The sequence below is a fragment of the Paenibacillus pabuli genome (assembly GCF_039831995.1).
GTDB classification, from domain to species: Bacteria; Bacillota; Bacilli; order Paenibacillales; family Paenibacillaceae; genus Paenibacillus; species Paenibacillus pabuli_C.
The window spans coordinates 2,583,985-2,601,437 of the sequence record NZ_JBDOIO010000003.1; the positions used below are offsets into that span (position 1 = coordinate 2,583,985).

The window sequence follows — 17,453 nt, forward strand, 5'->3', positions numbered from 1 at the left end:
CGCCCCCTCTCCTTCAATCCTCATTGACCTTCACCTTTACAGGAGACAATTCGTAGATATGAAGAGATGAGAAGATCCGGTCGTCTTGATCAGCATCCACCGAGATTCGCTTCGCCTCTGCATCCGGATAGATCAGATCGGTAATAACCGCCTGACCATCATTGGCAAATACCTCAACCGAAGAAGAATCTACATAGATACGCAAGCGTTGAACCCCATTCACTGCCTGTGTACTTGCTGTATGACGTCCCAGGAAATGCTCATGGAAATCAACGATGCCTGATCGACTGCGATCGACGTACACCTCTCGCTGATTCGCGTCTATACCAACGACTGTTTGATGACTCGCGCTGCTTCTCAAAGTAAATTGAACGGATTGATCCGAAGCCCATGTCGCATCTACTTCATAGCTCACCAGTTGCAGCGTGTTAAGATGATTCCTTGCCTCTTCGACAGAAACGTTCTGCAAGGTCAATATTGGTTTTCGGGCTTGCTCCAGCTCACGTGCAGGACGCTGTACCAATGTGATTTTTCCGTTCATCGTTTCCAAAGTAAGCTCCCGGGCAATAGTCATCGCGCCGCGATAACCTTCTGTTGGTGTTTGGTTGGCATACATCCAGTTGCTCATCCAGCCCATAAACAGGCGTCTGCCGTCTTCTGCCGGAATGTCGGACCAACTGACTCCTGCGTAGTTGTCCCGGCCGTGGTCAAACCAGCGAACAGTGCGGGAAGCTTCATCCGGAACAAACGTCGACCCATCAAAATCTCCGATAAAGTACTGCGTTCTGGACCCTTCCTTGAAGGCTGGATCAGCACCAATGCTGACAAGCATGACCCATTTTTCATGCCCATTGTCCCCATCCACCGCCAGCGGAAACAGGTCTGGACACTCCCATACGCCGTCATGTGAACCAATACCCTCGCCGAATTCACTGCCGAGAGTCCATTCCTTCAGATTGGGAGAACGATACAGGCATATCGTCTGACCACAGGCAATGATCATCACCCATTCCTTGGTCTGCTCATGCCAGAACACCTTGGGATCACGGAAATCGACGAAAGACTCATGCTCCAATACCGGATTCCCCTCATATTTGTTCCATGTACGTCCATTGTCCTTGCTATACGCAATGCTCTGCCGCTGAATCGGTTGACCGTTCGGCACTTCCAGGTGATGAGTGAAAATGGCCACCAGCCCTGGCTCCTCATCAAAGAAACCGGAAGTATTATTCCAATCCACCACAGCACTGCCCGAAAAGATCATGCCATGTTCATCCGGCGCCATAGCCACAGGAAGCTCTTCCCAAGTAAAGAGATCCTTGGTCACAGCGTGCCCCCAATGCATCGGTCCCCATGTGGTACCAAATGGATGATGCTGATAGAACAGGTGATACTCACCTTTAAAAAACACCATCCCATTGGGATCATTCATCCACTTCTCCTTCGGCGAGAAATGATAAGCACCTCGGTAATCAGTTGTTGAAATGATAGACATGTGTGGTTCTCTCCTTTGAATCAAACGGTTTGGCTGAGACTCCAATATCTGAGCTTGCTTGTGCGTGCTAGATATGGCAAAGTCTCCGCGTCCGGTTTGTTTTTATTGGGTATTGCGGTCATATCCCGCTTGTTTAATTTGAAGCCATTCCTGCAATCCAAGACGATCCAATTCTTTCAAATAGGCATCCCACTCCTGCTCGATTTTCCCGTTTTGGTACCATTCCGTGCGCATGCGCAGTACATAGGCAAACAGGTCGGTCTCGATGGTAGATAGGCGGTCAAGCTCATCGATGGAGAAAAACACACTTGGATATACGTTATCCGCCTTCATATGCGGAACCATAACCCGGTCAAGCAGCTCCATGCGCCATGCAGCATCTTCCGGTTTGGTCGTGTATTTGTCGTAGTAACTGTCGAGAATCGCCAGCGGTCCGGCAATGCTCGTTTTTTGTCTAAGTTCGACAGGTGCTGCCCCTTCCAACGGCAGATGCTTCAGCATACCTTTGGCTTCATCGAACTCAAAAATATTCTGCTGCGTTTCATCCCCGTAGGTTCCCCAGTTGTTTTGGATGGATTGAAGCGGATCGTACAGCTGGTCCACCCACTTCGCTGTGGATTCCAGATTTTTATTGCTGCTTGTGATGACCATACGTCCTCTGTCGAGTCCGATCCCGTTGGTTCTTGTGACATTACGCTCTCTATCAGGACCAGCAAGCGGAGGCAACACATCATACGTATCATTCATTCCCGTAATGTTGGCCTTATCCCAGGTGAAATACATGCCATACTTATTGTCCTTTCCCTTGGCCAGATACGTATTCCAATCCTGTTGATAGGCTTCCACATCCACGAGACCTTCCTGGACAAGTTCGTGAATATATTTCACCGCTTCCTTGTAACCTTCATCCGCTGCCGTAAAGACGACCTTTCCATCGTTCGTTACCACGGTATGGTCCCAGTTCTCCCCAAGTCCAAATGCGGCAAAAAGGAAAGTCAGATCTTCGCCGCCCGGCTTGTTGATGAACGACAACGGGATTTCGTCCGCTTTTCCATTTCCATTTGGATCTTGCGTTTTGAACGCGACCAGCACTTCCTTCAATTCCTCGGTAGTCGTCGGCATCTTCAGCCCAAGGTTGTTCAGCCATTCCACATTGATCCAGGGCAGATTATCCACCGCCTGTATCCGCTGCTTACCACTTCCCAGCTCCTCAATCCATGGGAAAGAGTAAATATGACCATCCGGAGCCGTGATCATGCTCTTGTATTCTGGCGCTTCCTCCAGCACCTTTTGCAAATTGGGCATGTATTGTTCGATCAAGTCTTCGAGTGGAATGATGGCTCCGTCCTTGGCCAGTTTCAGGAGATCATAATCTCCGTAACCAGCGTCAAAAATGGCATCGGGCAGCTCCCCGCTGGCCACCGCCAAATTTCTTTTCTCGGCAAATACATCACTTGTGTAGTTCTTCCAGTTGATATGCACATTGGTCTTTTCCTCGAGTCTCTTGTGAATCAGTTTCTCGTTCGGATCGGCCGGAGCCAGCGGGGAGCTCTGCGTTATAAAATTCAATGTCACTTTCCCATCGGGGGACTGGGCTTCACTAGCTGCGCCGCCCCCTCCCCCACCGCAGGCCGAGAGCAAAAGTGCAACAGACAACATGGAAAGGGATACGGCGGTAGCTCTTTTGGACTTTTTCACTTTTTTCATGACGTGACCTCCACTTTATATTGTTGGATCTGACTTGCGATATCTCAGGCTGTTCACTATTTAAGTGAACCTACCATGACACCTTTCTCGAAATACTTCTGAAAAAACGGATACATGATAATCAATGGCAGACTTGAAATGACAATGGCGGAATACTTAATCATCTCGGAAAGACGTTTGAGCTCCGCCATGGCAAGCTGATCACTGATCATGCCCGGTGCAGCCTGGTTCTGGATCAGAATGGAACGCAGAACGAGCTGTAGCGGATGAAGGTTGGGGTTATCCAAATAAATCATGGCATCAAAATAAGAATTCCACTGCCCTACGAATGCGTACAACGCGAGGACAAAAATGATGGGTTTGGACAACGGAATGACGATTTGAAAGAAAATCTTCATATCGGAAGCACCATCCACGTTCGCAGCTTCTTTGAGTTCCCTGGGCACGCCTTTGAAAAACGTTCTGGAGAGAATGATGTTCCAAACGTTAACCGCTCCCGGAATAATGATGGCCCATATGGTATCCAGCATGCCGAGATTGCGCACAAGCAGATAGGTGGGAATCAAGCCGCCACCGAAGAACATCGTAATGATAAACACAATCATGAAAAATCCTCTTCCCGCCAGCCTTTCCTCTGATAATGCATATCCCGCACAGATCGAAACTGCCACGGTCACGAAGGCAAACGAAACAGAGTATAACACCGCATTCGAGAAGCCTCGAATCATGGCCGGATTGGACAGAATCATCTGATAACCATCCAGACTCCAGTCCGATACATTGAAGGACAGTCCCTGGTTAAGCAGTACCGTTGGATCCATAAATGAAGCGATGACAATGTAAATTAGAGGAACAACCACAACCAATACTGCACAGGTGAGAAAAATAGCATTTAGCGCGAGGATCACACGATCCAGCCCTGTCGGTTTGATCGTCATGGGTAACACTCCTTTCTAGTAAAGGCCTTCGCCTTCGTTTAATTTCTTCACAATCAGATTCACGGTAACGAGCAGGATTACATTAATGATGGAGTTAAACAAACCTACTGCCGCAGAATAGGCGTAATCACCGGACTGCAATCCGACCTTGTAAACATAGGTTGCAATAATTTCGGATGATGGCAGGTTCATAGATGTTTGCATCAGATATGCCTTTTCGAATCCGATGGACATAATTCCGCCAGCAGCAAGGATAAACACAATCGCCATAATCGGACGAATGGTGGGAAGATCGATGTGGCGGATACGCTGAAGAAGATTGGCTCCATCCAGATTGGCTGCATTGTGAAGCTCTGGATCGACATTAGCCAGAGCCGCAACATATATGATCGAAGCCCAGCCTGCTCCAGTCCAAATATCAGATAAAATGTAGATCCAGCGGAAATATTCGGGTTCGGACATAAACATGATCGGCTGACCCGTAATCCATGTGGTCAATTGGTTAATTGGACCCGTCGGCGATAAGAAAATGAATAACATGCCGACAACGACGACAACGGATATGAAATTGGGCGCATACAGAAACAATTGAATATTCTTCTTCACTCCGGCTTGGCGCACCTGATTCAGCATGAGTGCCAGCAGAATGGGCACCGGGAAGCTGAATATCAGCCCAAAAAAGCTAAGTTTAAGCGTATTCATGAAAATGACATCGAAATTGGGTGAAGCCAAAAATTTCTCGAAATGCTTCAGCCCTACCCATTCACTCCCCATAATCCCTTTGATTGGACTAAAATCCTTGAATGCAATTATGGCTCCATACATCGGAATGTATTTGAAGATCAGAGTCAGGATCAGAGCTGGCGCAAGCAGTACATACAAAAAGTAATTCTTTTTGATTTGCTGCAGTGGATGAAGAATGGAGCTCCTCTCTTTGAGGCCCTTCCCCATCCTCTTATTGGTGTTTACTGTGTTATCCAACACACGACCTCCGTTCATCAATGAAGTTTACAATTGCTTATAGTAAGGGCTTTCAATATTTACAATTGCTTATTTGATATTTTACAATTTATCAGGGGTGATATCGTTTAGTCAATACAAAATGTGAAAAAATAATTGTGCATTTGCTAAAAAAATTTGTGTTTATTCCTGTACTAATTGTACGAAAGAGGGAATATACAGCAAAATGTAGCCTATTATATGAAAAAAATTCGTTGTAACAATGGAGACTGCTGCCGATTTGTATCATGAAAACTTAAATTACAAAATCATAGATAATGAAATTCTTTGGATTGACAAAATTCAGCTACAATTGTGCATTTGTAAAATTACAATTGCTATTTACTCCGATATATTATACATTTGAATTAGAAATCATTTGGGATGATTAATTGACCAATAGAGGTGAGGCACGACATGGCAAAAGAGAAAGTTACGATACAGGATATCGCGGATGCATTAGGCATCTCCAGAAATACAGCTTCCAAAGCCCTAAATGATAGCGGAAACATTCCAGAAGAGACACGGAATCGGGTAATTAAAAAAGCCATTGAGTTAAAATATAAACAATTTGCTTATATGGAAAGTGAGCATGTCCTTAACAAAACGCCGGGCAATATCGCCCTGTTAACAGAGAACCTGCCGAATACGTCTCATTTTGGATCGCTGTTAATTAGCGGTTTGGAGAAACGTATCAGTGCCGAGGGCTATAATCTCTCGATCCATATCGTTCGTGAAGTTGACCAGGACGCCCTTGCGCTTCCAAACAATTTTGATATTGCAAAAGTGGACGGAATTATCTGCATCGAGTTATTCGACCTGGAATATACCCGCCTCATCACAGAGCTTGGGATCCCCACGATCTTTATCGATTGTGCATCCAACATCTGTTATCCGGATTTTCATGCCGATCTGCTGCTTATGGAGAATGAACATAGCACCTACCAGTTAACCAAAAAGTTAATTGATAGCGGCTACAAAAGTATCGGATTCGCTGGGGATTACAATCACTGTAAAAGCTTCAATGAACGATGGATTGGATATCATCGCGCAATGTTGGAATCGGGGTTACAGGTCGATCTATCCCACTGCATTACAGACAATGATAAGCTGTTCTTCTCCAAACCTGGTTGGATGAGAGAGCGGGTAGCCGCGCTGGAGTCGTATCCTACCGCATATGTATGTGCCAATGACTTTATTGCGGTCGAGCTAATCAGGGCTTTTAAATCAAGAGAGGTGACGGTGCCGCAGGATATTGTGGTATGTGGATTCGATAACGCGCCTGAATCAAGAATTATTGAGCCTCCGTTAACGACGGTTCATATTTACAGCAATGAGATGGGGGTTAAGGCTGCCGAAATGCTGTTATCCCGAATCGACAACCCCGAACAACCTTATCAGGTCTCGCATATTGTGACTACACCCATTATCAGGGAGTCGACACCTGGAATTATGCCGGCTGAGCCGACTCTAGTAAAATAAGGTAAAGGGAATGTTCCACAGTACTATTGAAATGTATTACAACGGTATCTTTATCTTTGGACTAATTGTCACAAAAAGAAGTGGACCCCCTGCAGATGGGTGATCCACTTCTTTGCATTTTCTAATGAATATCAGTTAACCCTGTATTTCTCTAAGTAATCACTAGGCAGATTCAATCAAACGCCAAATTGCTTTAGATGATGGTCCAAGTGCTTGTATATTCCTCTACCCCATTGCTCGGAAGTAAGCATTCCAAAAAAAGGATGCGGAATGGCATCATTTCCGGGCCCTTCACGTTGTAACGTTATGATATTTTGTTTTAGCTTTTCTTTTTCTACTTCAAAATCCCTTTGATCTACGATCATTATGCTTTGAATCGTGGACATATTGTGAGGAAGTGGTTTGTCGTTATAAAAAATGGGCTTTACAAACTTTCCAATCAGTATGCCTAGCAGGCTTCTTGAGGATCGAGATTTTCCCGTTGCTATGTCTTGGAAAGAGGAACAATGAGCTAGCATTTGAGCAGCATCCATGCGCCCCCACCCAGGTTGAACATCTTGGTTTAATTGATCGATGCGTCCTAAAATTTCTTTTGCAGCCGATAGATCAAAAATAGTATTCACTAAGAGATAGACCTCCTGACCATTTCAAAAGAATCATTGGATCAACAACAAAATACTACCATAATATTCAAATAAGTTGAAGATAAAACTATCCTGCTCGTTAGTTTGCACTGAATGTGGGCGTCCAGCTCATTTTATTATTTAGTAACCATAGGAGCTTTAGTTCGACTACTGCTCATTTTATTAAACAGTAAGATGGCCAGAAGTAAAGCTATACCCACTGCAGCCAAACCCAACCAGTTCAGATAAAGGACAGATGTACTCCGGATGACGAGACCGCCTAAAGCAGATCCCAGAGCAAAGCCAAATTGAATGAAAGACGTATTTACGCTAAGGGCAATGTCCGGATTTCGAGGTGCTAGCGTAACTAGATATAGCTGCTGGGCCGGGGAGATGCTCCACGTGGATAGCATAAAAATCATTAAAATCAAAATGAATGCCAAGAGGTGGACACCCGCTAGCGCGAACAAAAGAAGCGTAACCCCCTGTAATATAAGCCCGAGAAGAATGGTGAATTTCGAACCCTTTGCATCTGCCAATTGACCCCCCACTCTTGATCCTACAAAACTGCAAATGCCTGCCAAAAACAGTACACCGGTAATCTCAGTCATGGTAAGAGAAGATGTCTCTTGCAAGAAAGGCGTAATATAAGTAAACAGTGTAGCATAGCCACCAACATAAAATAATGTAATGACCAAAGCTATCAGAGTAGTCGGGTTTTTCAGAATAGAGAGCTGCATGCTAAAGGTAACCTTTTCTTCTTCTTTGATTGCCGGAACCTTTTTATAGATGACTAGTAATGGGAGAACACTTAATATACCAATGAGAATAAATAGAATTCTCCAGCCAAACATCTCACTAAAAAAAGTACCTATGGGAACACCGAGCACTAGCGCACTGCTCAGTCCCATCAAAATGATCCCGATGGCATTGCCCCTTTTTTCTTTTTCAACCAGTCGGGTTGCTACGGCCATGGCTAAGACGGTAGCCATTCCTCCACTAGCACCTTGTATGACACGTATCCATAGCAATGTCTCATAAGCAAGATCTGCAAACATGATACCGTTGCTTACAATAAACACACCGAGGGTTGTCATTAGTAGTTTCTTGCGATCTGCATTGATCGTAAGTGTGATCAACATCGGAGAGACAATGGCCGCAGCGAGAGCAAACACTGTGACTAGTAACCCGGCTTCGGAAGTAGATACTCCCAAGTCCAAAGCGAGCATTTCAATAACTCCTGTAATAATATATTCAATGGTTCCAATCAAGAAAACGGCCAGGGCCAAGACATAGATGATCCCTTTATTTTTCATTTCACTCCACCCTCTTCAGTTATCTTTTTGTATTGGAATTTGTATTTCAATGAATTGTGCATCTCCTTCTGGAGATAAAGGTACATACAGTTCCCTACCCGATTCGTTTTCCTTGATCTGATAGTTATTTTTCTCAATCCATTGCGCTAAATGGACACAAGCCGCACCGTCAAATTTTGAATCGGAGTGAAAAGCCATTGTGGCCATCATCGGTTCAGGAGGAAGAATTCGCAGCTGAAATGGCTCTGGAGAGGATTGCAGCTCACAGGTTAAAAAATATCCCACTTCAAACTCGAACTCATCCTCTTTTCCGTCGATGTCTTTCCACAACACAACCTGAGGTCCTTGGATCTGCTGCCGAATTTCGGTTGTTAGTAACAGATCCAATTGACGAAATAACGCTGGAATGTCTTCTTCTCTTCCATATGCTTTTTGAAAAAGAAACGTTTGAGCACCTTCTGCTTTAATTCTGATTTCTTGGCCTGTTTCGAACTGCCCCTCCCTTTCGATAAGCTGCATACGCTCTTCAATCCTGACAAGTTTGGCTTGTTCCGTATCGATCATTTGCTGGATTTCACTTCTTTTCAGCTTAAACATGCCTTGAATGTTCTCGAGTGTAATATCTTCCTGGAGCAGCTGTGTAATTTGGGGTAATGTAAACCCCAACTCCTTATACATTAAAATTCGGTTGAGCTCCAGAAGCTGATCTGCGGAATAGTAACGATATCCCGTATGGTGATCTACTTTTCTCGGCTTAAGTATGCCGATCTGGTCGTAGTAACGCAGTGTTTTTAGAGAAACCTTGCTTAACCTGGAAAACGCACTGATTTTGAACAACATATCATCTCCAATCCATAACATAAGGTGAGTATACAGTTTCCTGTGCAGGGGAAAGTCAAGGCTGTGAATGCATTTTTAGTCGAACAAAAGCAGCCGATCGTGTTGATCAGCTGCTTTGTCATGTAAAAGGCGGTATCCTTTTTAGCGATCACTATAATTCTGCTTTTCAATAACTCTATTTTACACAATGAAAAATAAAAGATCGACTTTCAGAATTTGCGTATTTAAATTCCCAATCCCCATATGTTTCAATTTTCGAAAAACCTGCTTGTTTCAGTGACTCATCCAATTCTCCTTGATTTCGAAATCGTATCTGCATTTTTTCATGAACGAGGACTTCGTTTGTTTTTGTATTTTTCACAGTTTCATAGAAAGTATAAACATCTTGCTCAAACCCCTCATATTCTGTATAGATTTCAAGAGGGTCTCCACTTAACCTGTCTTTGGCTACATCAGGACTCATATCCTTTTCCCACTCTTCCCAAACTTTTACCAGAGGATTTCTTGTATCAAAAATAAAGTGACCGCCAACTTTTAGGGAGCGAAATACGTCTGAGATCACTTGTTTCCAACTATCATCTGTAAGAAATACCTGTGCAACATTGGCTGTCATAATAACCGCGTCATACGTATTGGTTTGTAAATTGGAGCTGTCTCCTACAATCCACTTCACATTGCCTGAATCATCCTTACTTCTCGCCAGTTTAATCGCTTCTTCATGGGGATCAATAGCTGTGATTGTATATCCGTATTGAGCAAGATGTGTAGTCCACCTTCCTGTTCCACAGCCTAAGTCAGCTATAGACTCCACTTTCAATCTCTTTAGCAATGCAAGGAAAAATTCATCATCTTTTCCCCAAAGGTTAATCTGGTCATATACTAATGGAATCATAAATTGTTGTTTCCCACTTTCTATATCGTTTTTGCGATGAATCTGGATGTTACATAAGTATAACGCAACCCATCACCACGAATGCACCAAAACATTGGAGATTCGTCTCGTTTACTTATCCATATTTCCTCATTATAATTCGGACATCGAGAGCCAAGCCATAATTTGCTGGCCACGGTTGCCAATGCCATGTCGGTTCAGAAGGTTCGCTTTCGAAGTATGAATCTTGTCTATAAACAAACTCAAAAGAGAGAAGGATGAACATGCATAATGTAGAACTTGAACATGCTAATAAAGGACTTCTTATTCAAGATAATGGCGACATTGCTGCGGTAATGACGTATGTAATCTCAAGTCCGGAACTGTACATTATTGATCACACTTTGGTTGAAAATGCTTACCGGGGACAAGGGCTTGGCGACAAGCTGCTCAAAGCTATGGTGGAATACGCGCGGGAAAACGGTATTAAGATTTTACCTTTGTGCCCGTTTGCTAAGGGTCGTTTCGACCGCATCCCTGAATACGCGGATATTCTCAATTAATAACTATTGAATGATGATGACCATATTAAGAGAAAAGAGTCTGAGAGTACGAGATCTCTTCGTCCCCTCTGGCTCTTTTGCATTAACTGCTCCTTTATTCTGATGTAAAGGAGATTCCACACACAATCCACGTCATGCTAATTGCCTGCGTCCCCATCTTACTTTGTTCTCATATCCAACAATCCACTTTTCCGTCGCAGTACTACGCTCAACTAGTTTGGCAATAGACCGTAACCGCTCAAATAGTCTAAACTTACTGTTCAATATAACCGTTGGAGCAATCGCATCCAGTTTCTGCAAATCTTGTTCGGGATGGACATAGCTGAGCAATAAGAACTCGGGCTGCAGTTGTGCAATTTTATCTGGATCTGCCCAATGACCGATGTTATGAATATTTCGCAGTTTGTTCTGATAAATCACGTTATCTTTCATGTTCGCGAGAGCTGCGCCAATAGGAGGGAGTGTTAAAGCGAGCACCTTGCCGGTGTCACACCTAAAACCTGCGAAAAAGTCGATGTGCCTGCAGTTCTTGAAGCACCAATCGCGTTTGAGCTAAAGCTGGATCGAATTATTCCTGTCGGCGAAGATCATCTGATTCTTGGAACAGTAGAACACGTACAGTTGGATCAGGCGGTAAATGCAGGAGATTATAGGATAGACATTAACAAATGGCATCCTTTAGCGAGCTTGGCTGGTGACTTTCTGGTCTTACACCTACATTTTCAATCGGCTCACAATCTTGATGGAATCATAATTAGGGAAATTGACGAGTATGCCGCAACTGTATAAAGTTATTATAGGGAACGCTTGAATACGATTACACGGCTCCCTTTCAGCTCCCCGTTAACGTAATGACAGAACCTGATTTCTTGCTCTAGTACGGCCCACGTATCCCCAGGTTCTTCTCCTGCTAAGCCTTAAATGTTCTCCGTTATCCAAGAACGCAACTTATCCGCATAGAAAGAGCGTTCATCTGGATCAGACGGAGATCCCTTTGACAGATAAAGTTGATCGTTCACATATCTAGGGTAAACATGAAGATGGTAATGCCACACGTCTTGATTGCCAGCCGGCTCATTATGCTGCCTTGTAGAAATCCCATCACATCCATATGTACTTTTCATTGCAAATGCTGTAAGCTGTGCCGCGCGGTGAATTTCAACAGCGTAATCCGCAGGGAGTTCAAAGATGTTCTCAAAATGTTGATTAGGAACAACAAGAACATGTCCTTTATTGTTTGGCCACCATTTGCTCGCTATAAATGCCGTTACCTTTTCATTCTGATAGATGATATCCCTTTGTTTTGTTCCCTGGTTAGGGTGCTCGATCCCCCAAATACAGCAAAATGGACATTCGTATCCTTCGGGCTTATGTGAAAATGATATTGTCATCTTTATATTCAACTCCTCTCATATTTTTCCATTCAGCTGTTAGACGCAGGCGATGTCTGTTCGTTGCGATGTTTCTGCCTATTAACATATAGAATCAAACTGGAGATAATCGAATGGTAGATGCAAAATCGGAAATGGGTACAAGCCCTTTACTTGAATTGTTCAAATAAAATAAAAAAGTCGCTAATATAGCGACTCTCAATGGTACCGTGTTCTACGTTCTCAAATCTTAGCTTATCTCGATTCATTTCACTTAATTTTTTTCACTTTCATAAACATTCAGTATGGAATCTATTAACCCAGGGAAGCGTTCATTGAGGTCTTCTGTTCGAAGTGACAACAAACGTTTGGTTCCTTCAAAACGAGTATAAATGATTCCAGATTCTCGAAGTGTCCGAATGTGTTGTGACCTTGTAGAATTCGCAATCGGAACGTCAAAATTCTTACAAGCCTGCTCTCCACTCCTATGCATCTGTGCCACCATGTGAAGACGAATTGGATCACTGAGTGCATGCAGAACTGCTGGTAGCATGAAGTCTTTACGATCCGGATGATGTAGTGATTTCATAAATTTTCCCCCATTATATTCTTATACCAAATCTATGATTAGCTGATGTGTGCTTACATTTTAACATGTTCTCATCTAACAATTTCATGTTGTATTTTACAACAAGGCGTTATATACTTCAATTGTTCGCTATTTTACGAACAATAAAATAATATGTATACATAGGTGATAAAATCAGAAGGAGAGATCGTATGAGTTCAGAAAAAAATCCCTCGGTAGTTCAATCCGAGCAACCCCTTTTAGCCCGAGAAGGCTTTACCATTGCTGCAATATGTATCGCTATTGTCTTGGCACTTATGAATACATCCATGTTTAATTTGGCGTTGCCTAGGATCATCTCGGATTTCCATATTTCCTCGTCCACAGCTTCTTGGATTGTGTCCGGATATTCAATTATGTTTGCTGTTTCTTCGATCACATTTAGCCGTTTATCTGACTTCATACCACTCAGACGGCTGTTGAATATTGGAGTCGTTGCTTTAGGACTGGCTAGCTTAATCGGATTCTTTAGTGGGAGCTTTGTAGCATTGCTTCTGTGTCGGATTGTGCAGGCAGCTGGTGCGGGCGGTGTTATTTCCCTGTCTATGGTGCTTTATACGCGCTATATACCTATAGAACGCCGTGGTGCTGCTATGGCCATTAATATGTCCGCTGTTTCACTAGGACTTGGTGCGGGACCAGTCGTTGGAGGAGTAATTGTCGAAAATTTGGGATGGCACTGGTTGTTTATTCTGACTTCATTCGTCTTGCTGCTACTTCCATTATTTCTTACGTTGCTTCCTAAGGAGTTACCACAGGTTGGATCCTTTGATTTGATTGGTGGGTTATTCCTCGCTTTGGGTACGACTTCATTACTTCTATTCACGACAAACCAGAAGTGGATTATGCTTATTGCCGGACTCGTTGCATTAATACTCTTTGTTGTGCGAATTCGTAAAACTCCGGAACCCTTTGTACTTCCGTCGCTGTTTGCAAACCGTCCATTCTTAATACTCGTTTTACTAGGAATGACAGGTTATATATGTAATTTTGCCACTTTATTTCTCTTGCCTCAGATCTTAACTCAAAATTTCAACTTTACACCCGGTAATGCGGGATTAATCATTTTTCCTGGTTCGTTACTCGCTATCCTTGCCTCACGCCGAGTGGGACGTGTCATCGACCGTTACGGGAATCGCCATTTTTTGAAGTATGGACCTGTATTATTGTTAATTTCTACGTTACTCTTCGCTTTATTTATTGGACACTCTTGGATAGGAGCAATGGTTACCTATATGATTCTTAGTCTGGCATTTACAGCACTCTCCAGCTGTTTATCCAACGAAATCTCACGTGTACTTGATAGGAAGTATATAGGTTCGGGAATGGGTTTATATCAACTTCTTCAGTTTTTCAGTGGAGCTTTTGGGGTTGCAATAGTAGCCATTGCTTTGGAAAAACAGCAACAATTCACCTTGGCTACAGCATATACGAATATTTACTGGGGCTTATGTGTGTTAGCAGTCGTTGGTGTTGTTTCTGCTATAATCTATAGAAAAAGTGGAACTCTTACACAACCAAGCTAAAGATTGGTTTGTCACATCCATTTCATTGAATAAACGTTTAAAATTACTCTCTATATCTAATCCATTTCAGTGCTTACTTACGCATATAAACAAAAAAGCAAAAGACCCAGAGAAACTATACTCGGCCTTTTGCTTTTTTTCATTTTCCATATAACTTGAAGTGTTATCCATTAGTGAACTGCTTTTACTTGAATATCATCGACTGTTGAAGGCTTGGTTTGTTTCAAAGCTAGAAAAGCAACCAAAATCCCTAGAAAAGTTATAGCAGATGCGATCAAGTTTCCCGTTAGTGTAATAATCCATCGCCTGATGGCCTTTCTAAAATGTTTGTAATTACAGCATTAGAGACAACTGTCCCATAAAAGTGAAGTTCAAGCCCATTTTCTACCGACGAGCTTGGGCCAAAACATTGGGAGATTCGTCACGTTGACTTATCATCGAATCCTCTTTATAATTCGGACATCGAGAGCCAAGGCAGACAATGATTGAGAGGAATGCCAATACGATGTCGTATCCGAAGGTTTTCATTCGCAGCTTTCACAGAAAACAGAATGAAACCACCAAAGAGTTGGACAACGAATTATCGCTTTTGGCATGCGCCAAAGCGTTCTGACAGCTTTCGAAGCATGGATCTCGGTCTTTAAAACAAACTCAAATGTGAAAGATGTGAAGGAACTATGAGCAAGGAGAAATTGTACTACGGGAAAAATATCGAAGTAATGTTTAATTCTGAGGTGTGCATTCATTCCGGTATTTGCGTAAAGGGCCTTCCTGGTGTTTTTGATTTGAGCAAGCGTCCTTGGGTTAATCCCGATGGCGACACGTCGGAGGCCATTGCCAAGCATATTGACACATGTCCAAGCGGAGCGCTGACGTATAAACGTCTGGACGACGAATATTCAACAAGGAAAGAAGGATGAAGCATGCATATTGTAGAGCATGAAACTGCTAATAAAAGATTTCTTATTCATGATAACGGCGACATTGCTGCGGTGATGACGTATGTAATCTCGAGTCCAGAGCTTTACATTATTGATCACACTTTGGTCGAAAATGCTTACCGGGGACAAGGGCTTGGCGATAAGCTTCTGAAAGCCATGGTAGAATACGCGCGAGAAAACAGTATTAAGATTTTACCCTTATGCCCGTTCGCCAAGGGACGTTTTGACCGTATCCCCGAATACGCGGATGTTCTTAATAAATAACAATCTAATTACGACAGTAATAAGATAAAAGAGCCTGAGAGTGAGTACGAGATTTCTACGTGCCTTTCAGGCTCATTTTGCCAACCTCGTCGTTACTCACTTAGCAGAGCATCTTTTTCATATATAATTACCAGAACATCAAGGGGCTGGCCGTACAATAACTCTTGAAAATAAACAAATTAAAAAAGCCGCTAAAATAGCGACCCTCCTCTGGTTATAATCAGTAACAATGCTTCTGTATTCTATCTATCGTTTTCCTTCATTCGTTCAACATTTTGGTTTAATTGCACTAATATTTTTCTTAGCACATTTAGTTCTGTATCATTAATATCCGTTAATAGTTCTTTCGCAAAATACTCTTTTTCCTTTTGTGAGGATTCAATCAATTCTCTTCCGTAATCCGTTAATTGGACTAAAATTATACGGTTGTCCCCATCTTTTTTTCTTCGTGATACAACCTTATTGTCTTCAAGCTGTTTGAGATGTCTTGCGACAGCTGCCTTATCAAGGGTGACTTTCTTTTGTAAATCACCTTGACTGATTTCAATCTCTTGATATATTAATGCGAGTATTTCAAAGCGAGATTGGCTGATGCTGATGTAAGCATCAAATGTAGTATTTATGGCGTTGTTTACACGGTACATTTCGTATAACAACTTCGACTCCTGTGACCAATCTTTGCTCAAAACCATCACATCTTTCGTAATAATATTTGACTGCTACGTGCTTGCAATGTATTAGACAATATACAATTTATTTTCTTTTTTTACAAGTAAGCTGTCCTACACCACTGCAATAACATGTTTTTCCTTCCTTATGGCCGCCATCGTTCTCAATCAAAACCTAAAAGCCCTCTCTCAAGTAGAAAGAGGACTATCAAAAAATATTACCTAGTACACTGACAAAGTACCGTCATAATTTATCACTTGTCCATTGTGGTTTTCATCATCCAAAACAAAGTTAACGATTAATTCCGCTGCTTGAACAGGTGTTTTTACAAAATCTCCTGTCATATGCCCGTTCAAATCTGTTGAAACCGCCCCAGGCATCACTGTGAAAATCTCTACAGGTATATTCTCCTTCTCAAAACTCATTCCCCAAGACTTTGTCATGACATTCAAAGGAGCCTTGGATGTTGTATAGGCAAATGCATTGAAGTAAGGTAACGGCTCAATAGGTATACTGATATTTTGAATAATGCCCTTATTGGCAATAAGTAGCGGGAGCAAGCCTTTTGAGAGCGCAAAAGGACCGATAAAGTTAACTTTATGAGTGGTTTGAAGTTCCTCCACAGTAAATTCCCATCCAACTTTATGCATATCGCCTGGAATACCGGCATTGTTCACCAATAGCGATAATTCTGTGTAATTCTGTGTAATCGTTGTTACTGCATTCTCAATACTGTGTAAATCAGCTACGTCTAACAATAGCAAATGTGCATCACCAAATGCTCGAAGGGCAGTTACTGCCGTATCTCCTCGCTCCTGATCGCGTGCCCCAACTAAAACACGATATCCTGCTTCTAATAACCTTTTAGCAATCTCATAACCAATCCCTTTATTCGCACCAGTTACTAATGCTGTCTTTGTCATCTGTTATTCTCCTTCTTCTACGGGCAATCTTTGGTTCACTGCTCCGTAACTTTTCCGCAAATTGTTGATATATCAACGTTGATACATCAACAGTTTATGACAAATCATCTTTTCTGGCAAGCTATTTCTTTTACAAAGGAACTTTCCTCGTACTGCGCGGCCAAGAGCCGCAGAAGGCGAGCTAAAATAGAGAAGGAGCCTACAGCGTTCCTCAACATTCAAAGTCGACTGAATTATTACCATTCACGGTTGCCTGCAATCTGCGCAGGACCAAGTTCTAAAGAAAAAAGTAACCATT

17 protein-coding genes and 1 pseudogene are annotated in these 17,453 nt (G+C 42.7%); 5 read left to right on the top strand and 13 right to left on the bottom strand.

Features of this window, described 5'->3' with window-relative positions; all coding sequences use genetic code 11:
- Positions 1-13: 13 nt before the first annotated feature.
- The 4 genes from ABGV42_RS13830 to ABGV42_RS13845 form a co-directional block, all read right to left on the bottom strand.
- Complete coding sequence (locus ABGV42_RS13830) at positions 14-1,495, bottom strand: glycoside hydrolase family 32 protein (protein ID WP_347382155.1); 1,482 nt, start codon at positions 1,493-1,495, stop codon at positions 14-16.
- A gap of 102 nt (positions 1,496-1,597) precedes the next feature.
- A complete protein-coding gene (locus ABGV42_RS13835; protein WP_347382156.1) occupies positions 1,598-3,202 on the bottom strand; it encodes an ABC transporter substrate-binding protein in 1,605 nt (534 codons plus the stop codon).
- Positions 3,203-3,258: 56 nt separating this feature from the next.
- Complete coding sequence (locus ABGV42_RS13840; protein ID WP_347382157.1) at positions 3,259-4,140, bottom strand: carbohydrate ABC transporter permease; 882 nt, start codon at positions 4,138-4,140, stop codon at positions 3,259-3,261.
- Positions 4,141-4,155: 15 nt separating this feature from the next.
- The gene (locus tag ABGV42_RS13845; protein ID WP_347383234.1) at positions 4,156-5,091 is read right to left on the bottom strand and encodes an ABC transporter permease; all 936 of its coding nucleotides are present in this window, start codon (positions 5,089-5,091) and stop codon (positions 4,156-4,158) included.
- Between the two features lie 465 nt (positions 5,092-5,556).
- Between ABGV42_RS13845 and ABGV42_RS13850 the strand changes: the two genes are divergently transcribed.
- Positions 5,557-6,621 (top strand): LacI family DNA-binding transcriptional regulator, encoded by a 1,065-nt coding sequence (locus ABGV42_RS13850; RefSeq protein WP_347382158.1) that lies wholly within the window; start codon positions 5,557-5,559, stop codon positions 6,619-6,621.
- Positions 6,622-6,797: 176 nt separating this feature from the next.
- On the opposite strand, the gene ABGV42_RS13855 is transcribed toward ABGV42_RS13850, so the two are convergent.
- From ABGV42_RS13855 to ABGV42_RS13870, 4 genes are all read right to left on the bottom strand, one after another.
- Entirely contained in the window at positions 6,798-7,244 is a 447-nt protein-coding gene (locus ABGV42_RS13855) for a DUF1569 domain-containing protein (protein WP_347382159.1), read from the bottom strand.
- A gap of 137 nt (positions 7,245-7,381) precedes the next feature.
- Positions 7,382-8,560, bottom strand: a complete 1,179-nt coding sequence (locus ABGV42_RS13860; protein ID WP_347382160.1) for an MFS transporter — start codon at positions 8,558-8,560, stop codon at positions 7,382-7,384.
- A 15-nt stretch (positions 8,561-8,575) separates the two neighbouring features.
- Entirely contained in the window at positions 8,576-9,397 is an 822-nt protein-coding gene (locus ABGV42_RS13865) for a MerR family transcriptional regulator (RefSeq protein ID WP_347383235.1), read from the bottom strand.
- A 178-nt stretch (positions 9,398-9,575) separates the two neighbouring features.
- Positions 9,576-10,292 carry a class I SAM-dependent methyltransferase gene (locus ABGV42_RS13870; RefSeq protein WP_347382161.1) on the bottom strand — a complete coding sequence of 239 codons (717 nt, stop codon included), beginning with the start codon at positions 10,290-10,292 and terminating at the stop codon, positions 9,576-9,578.
- A gap of 263 nt (positions 10,293-10,555) precedes the next feature.
- Here ABGV42_RS13870 and ABGV42_RS13875 point away from each other — a divergent pair, with 263 nt between their 5' ends.
- Positions 10,556-10,834, top strand: coding sequence for a GNAT family N-acetyltransferase (locus ABGV42_RS13875; RefSeq protein ID WP_347382162.1), 279 nt, complete (start codon positions 10,556-10,558; stop codon positions 10,832-10,834).
- A 135-nt stretch (positions 10,835-10,969) separates the two neighbouring features.
- Here the strand turns inward: ABGV42_RS13875 and ABGV42_RS13880 are convergent.
- The 3 genes and pseudogenes from ABGV42_RS13880 to ABGV42_RS13890 form a co-directional block, all read right to left on the bottom strand.
- Positions 10,970-11,302 (bottom strand): annotated as a pseudogene (locus ABGV42_RS13880) (ABC transporter substrate-binding protein); the annotation flags it as partial.
- Between the two features lie 449 nt (positions 11,303-11,751).
- The gene (locus ABGV42_RS13885; protein WP_347382163.1) at positions 11,752-12,225 is read right to left on the bottom strand and encodes an HIT family protein; all 474 of its coding nucleotides are present in this window, start codon (positions 12,223-12,225) and stop codon (positions 11,752-11,754) included.
- Between the two features lie 253 nt (positions 12,226-12,478).
- Positions 12,479-12,793: an ArsR/SmtB family transcription factor gene (locus ABGV42_RS13890; protein WP_347382164.1), complete on the bottom strand. Its 315-nt coding sequence runs from the start codon at positions 12,791-12,793 to the stop codon at positions 12,479-12,481.
- A gap of 191 nt (positions 12,794-12,984) precedes the next feature.
- Here ABGV42_RS13890 and ABGV42_RS13895 point away from each other — a divergent pair, with 191 nt between their 5' ends.
- The 3 genes from ABGV42_RS13895 to ABGV42_RS13905 all read left to right on the top strand — a co-directional run bounded on the left by ABGV42_RS13895 (position 12,985) and on the right by ABGV42_RS13905 (position 15,563).
- Positions 12,985-14,358: an MFS transporter gene (locus tag ABGV42_RS13895; RefSeq protein ID WP_347382165.1), complete on the top strand. Its 1,374-nt coding sequence runs from the start codon at positions 12,985-12,987 to the stop codon at positions 14,356-14,358.
- 677 nt (positions 14,359-15,035) lie between these two features.
- Positions 15,036-15,278 (top strand): (4Fe-4S)-binding protein, encoded by a 243-nt coding sequence (locus ABGV42_RS13900; protein ID WP_347382166.1) that lies wholly within the window; start codon positions 15,036-15,038, stop codon positions 15,276-15,278.
- Positions 15,279-15,281: 3 nt separating this feature from the next.
- Positions 15,282-15,563, top strand: coding sequence for a GNAT family N-acetyltransferase (locus tag ABGV42_RS13905; RefSeq protein ID WP_347382167.1), 282 nt, complete (start codon positions 15,282-15,284; stop codon positions 15,561-15,563).
- 242 nt (positions 15,564-15,805) lie between these two features.
- On the opposite strand, the gene ABGV42_RS13910 is transcribed toward ABGV42_RS13905, so the two are convergent.
- Positions 15,806-16,255 (bottom strand): MarR family winged helix-turn-helix transcriptional regulator, encoded by a 450-nt coding sequence (locus ABGV42_RS13910; RefSeq protein ID WP_431523617.1) that lies wholly within the window; start codon positions 16,253-16,255, stop codon positions 15,806-15,808.
- A 198-nt stretch (positions 16,256-16,453) separates the two neighbouring features.
- Positions 16,454-17,155, bottom strand: coding sequence for an SDR family NAD(P)-dependent oxidoreductase (locus tag ABGV42_RS13915; protein ID WP_347382169.1), 702 nt, complete (start codon positions 17,153-17,155; stop codon positions 16,454-16,456).
- Between the last annotated feature and the right edge of the window lie 298 nt (positions 17,156-17,453).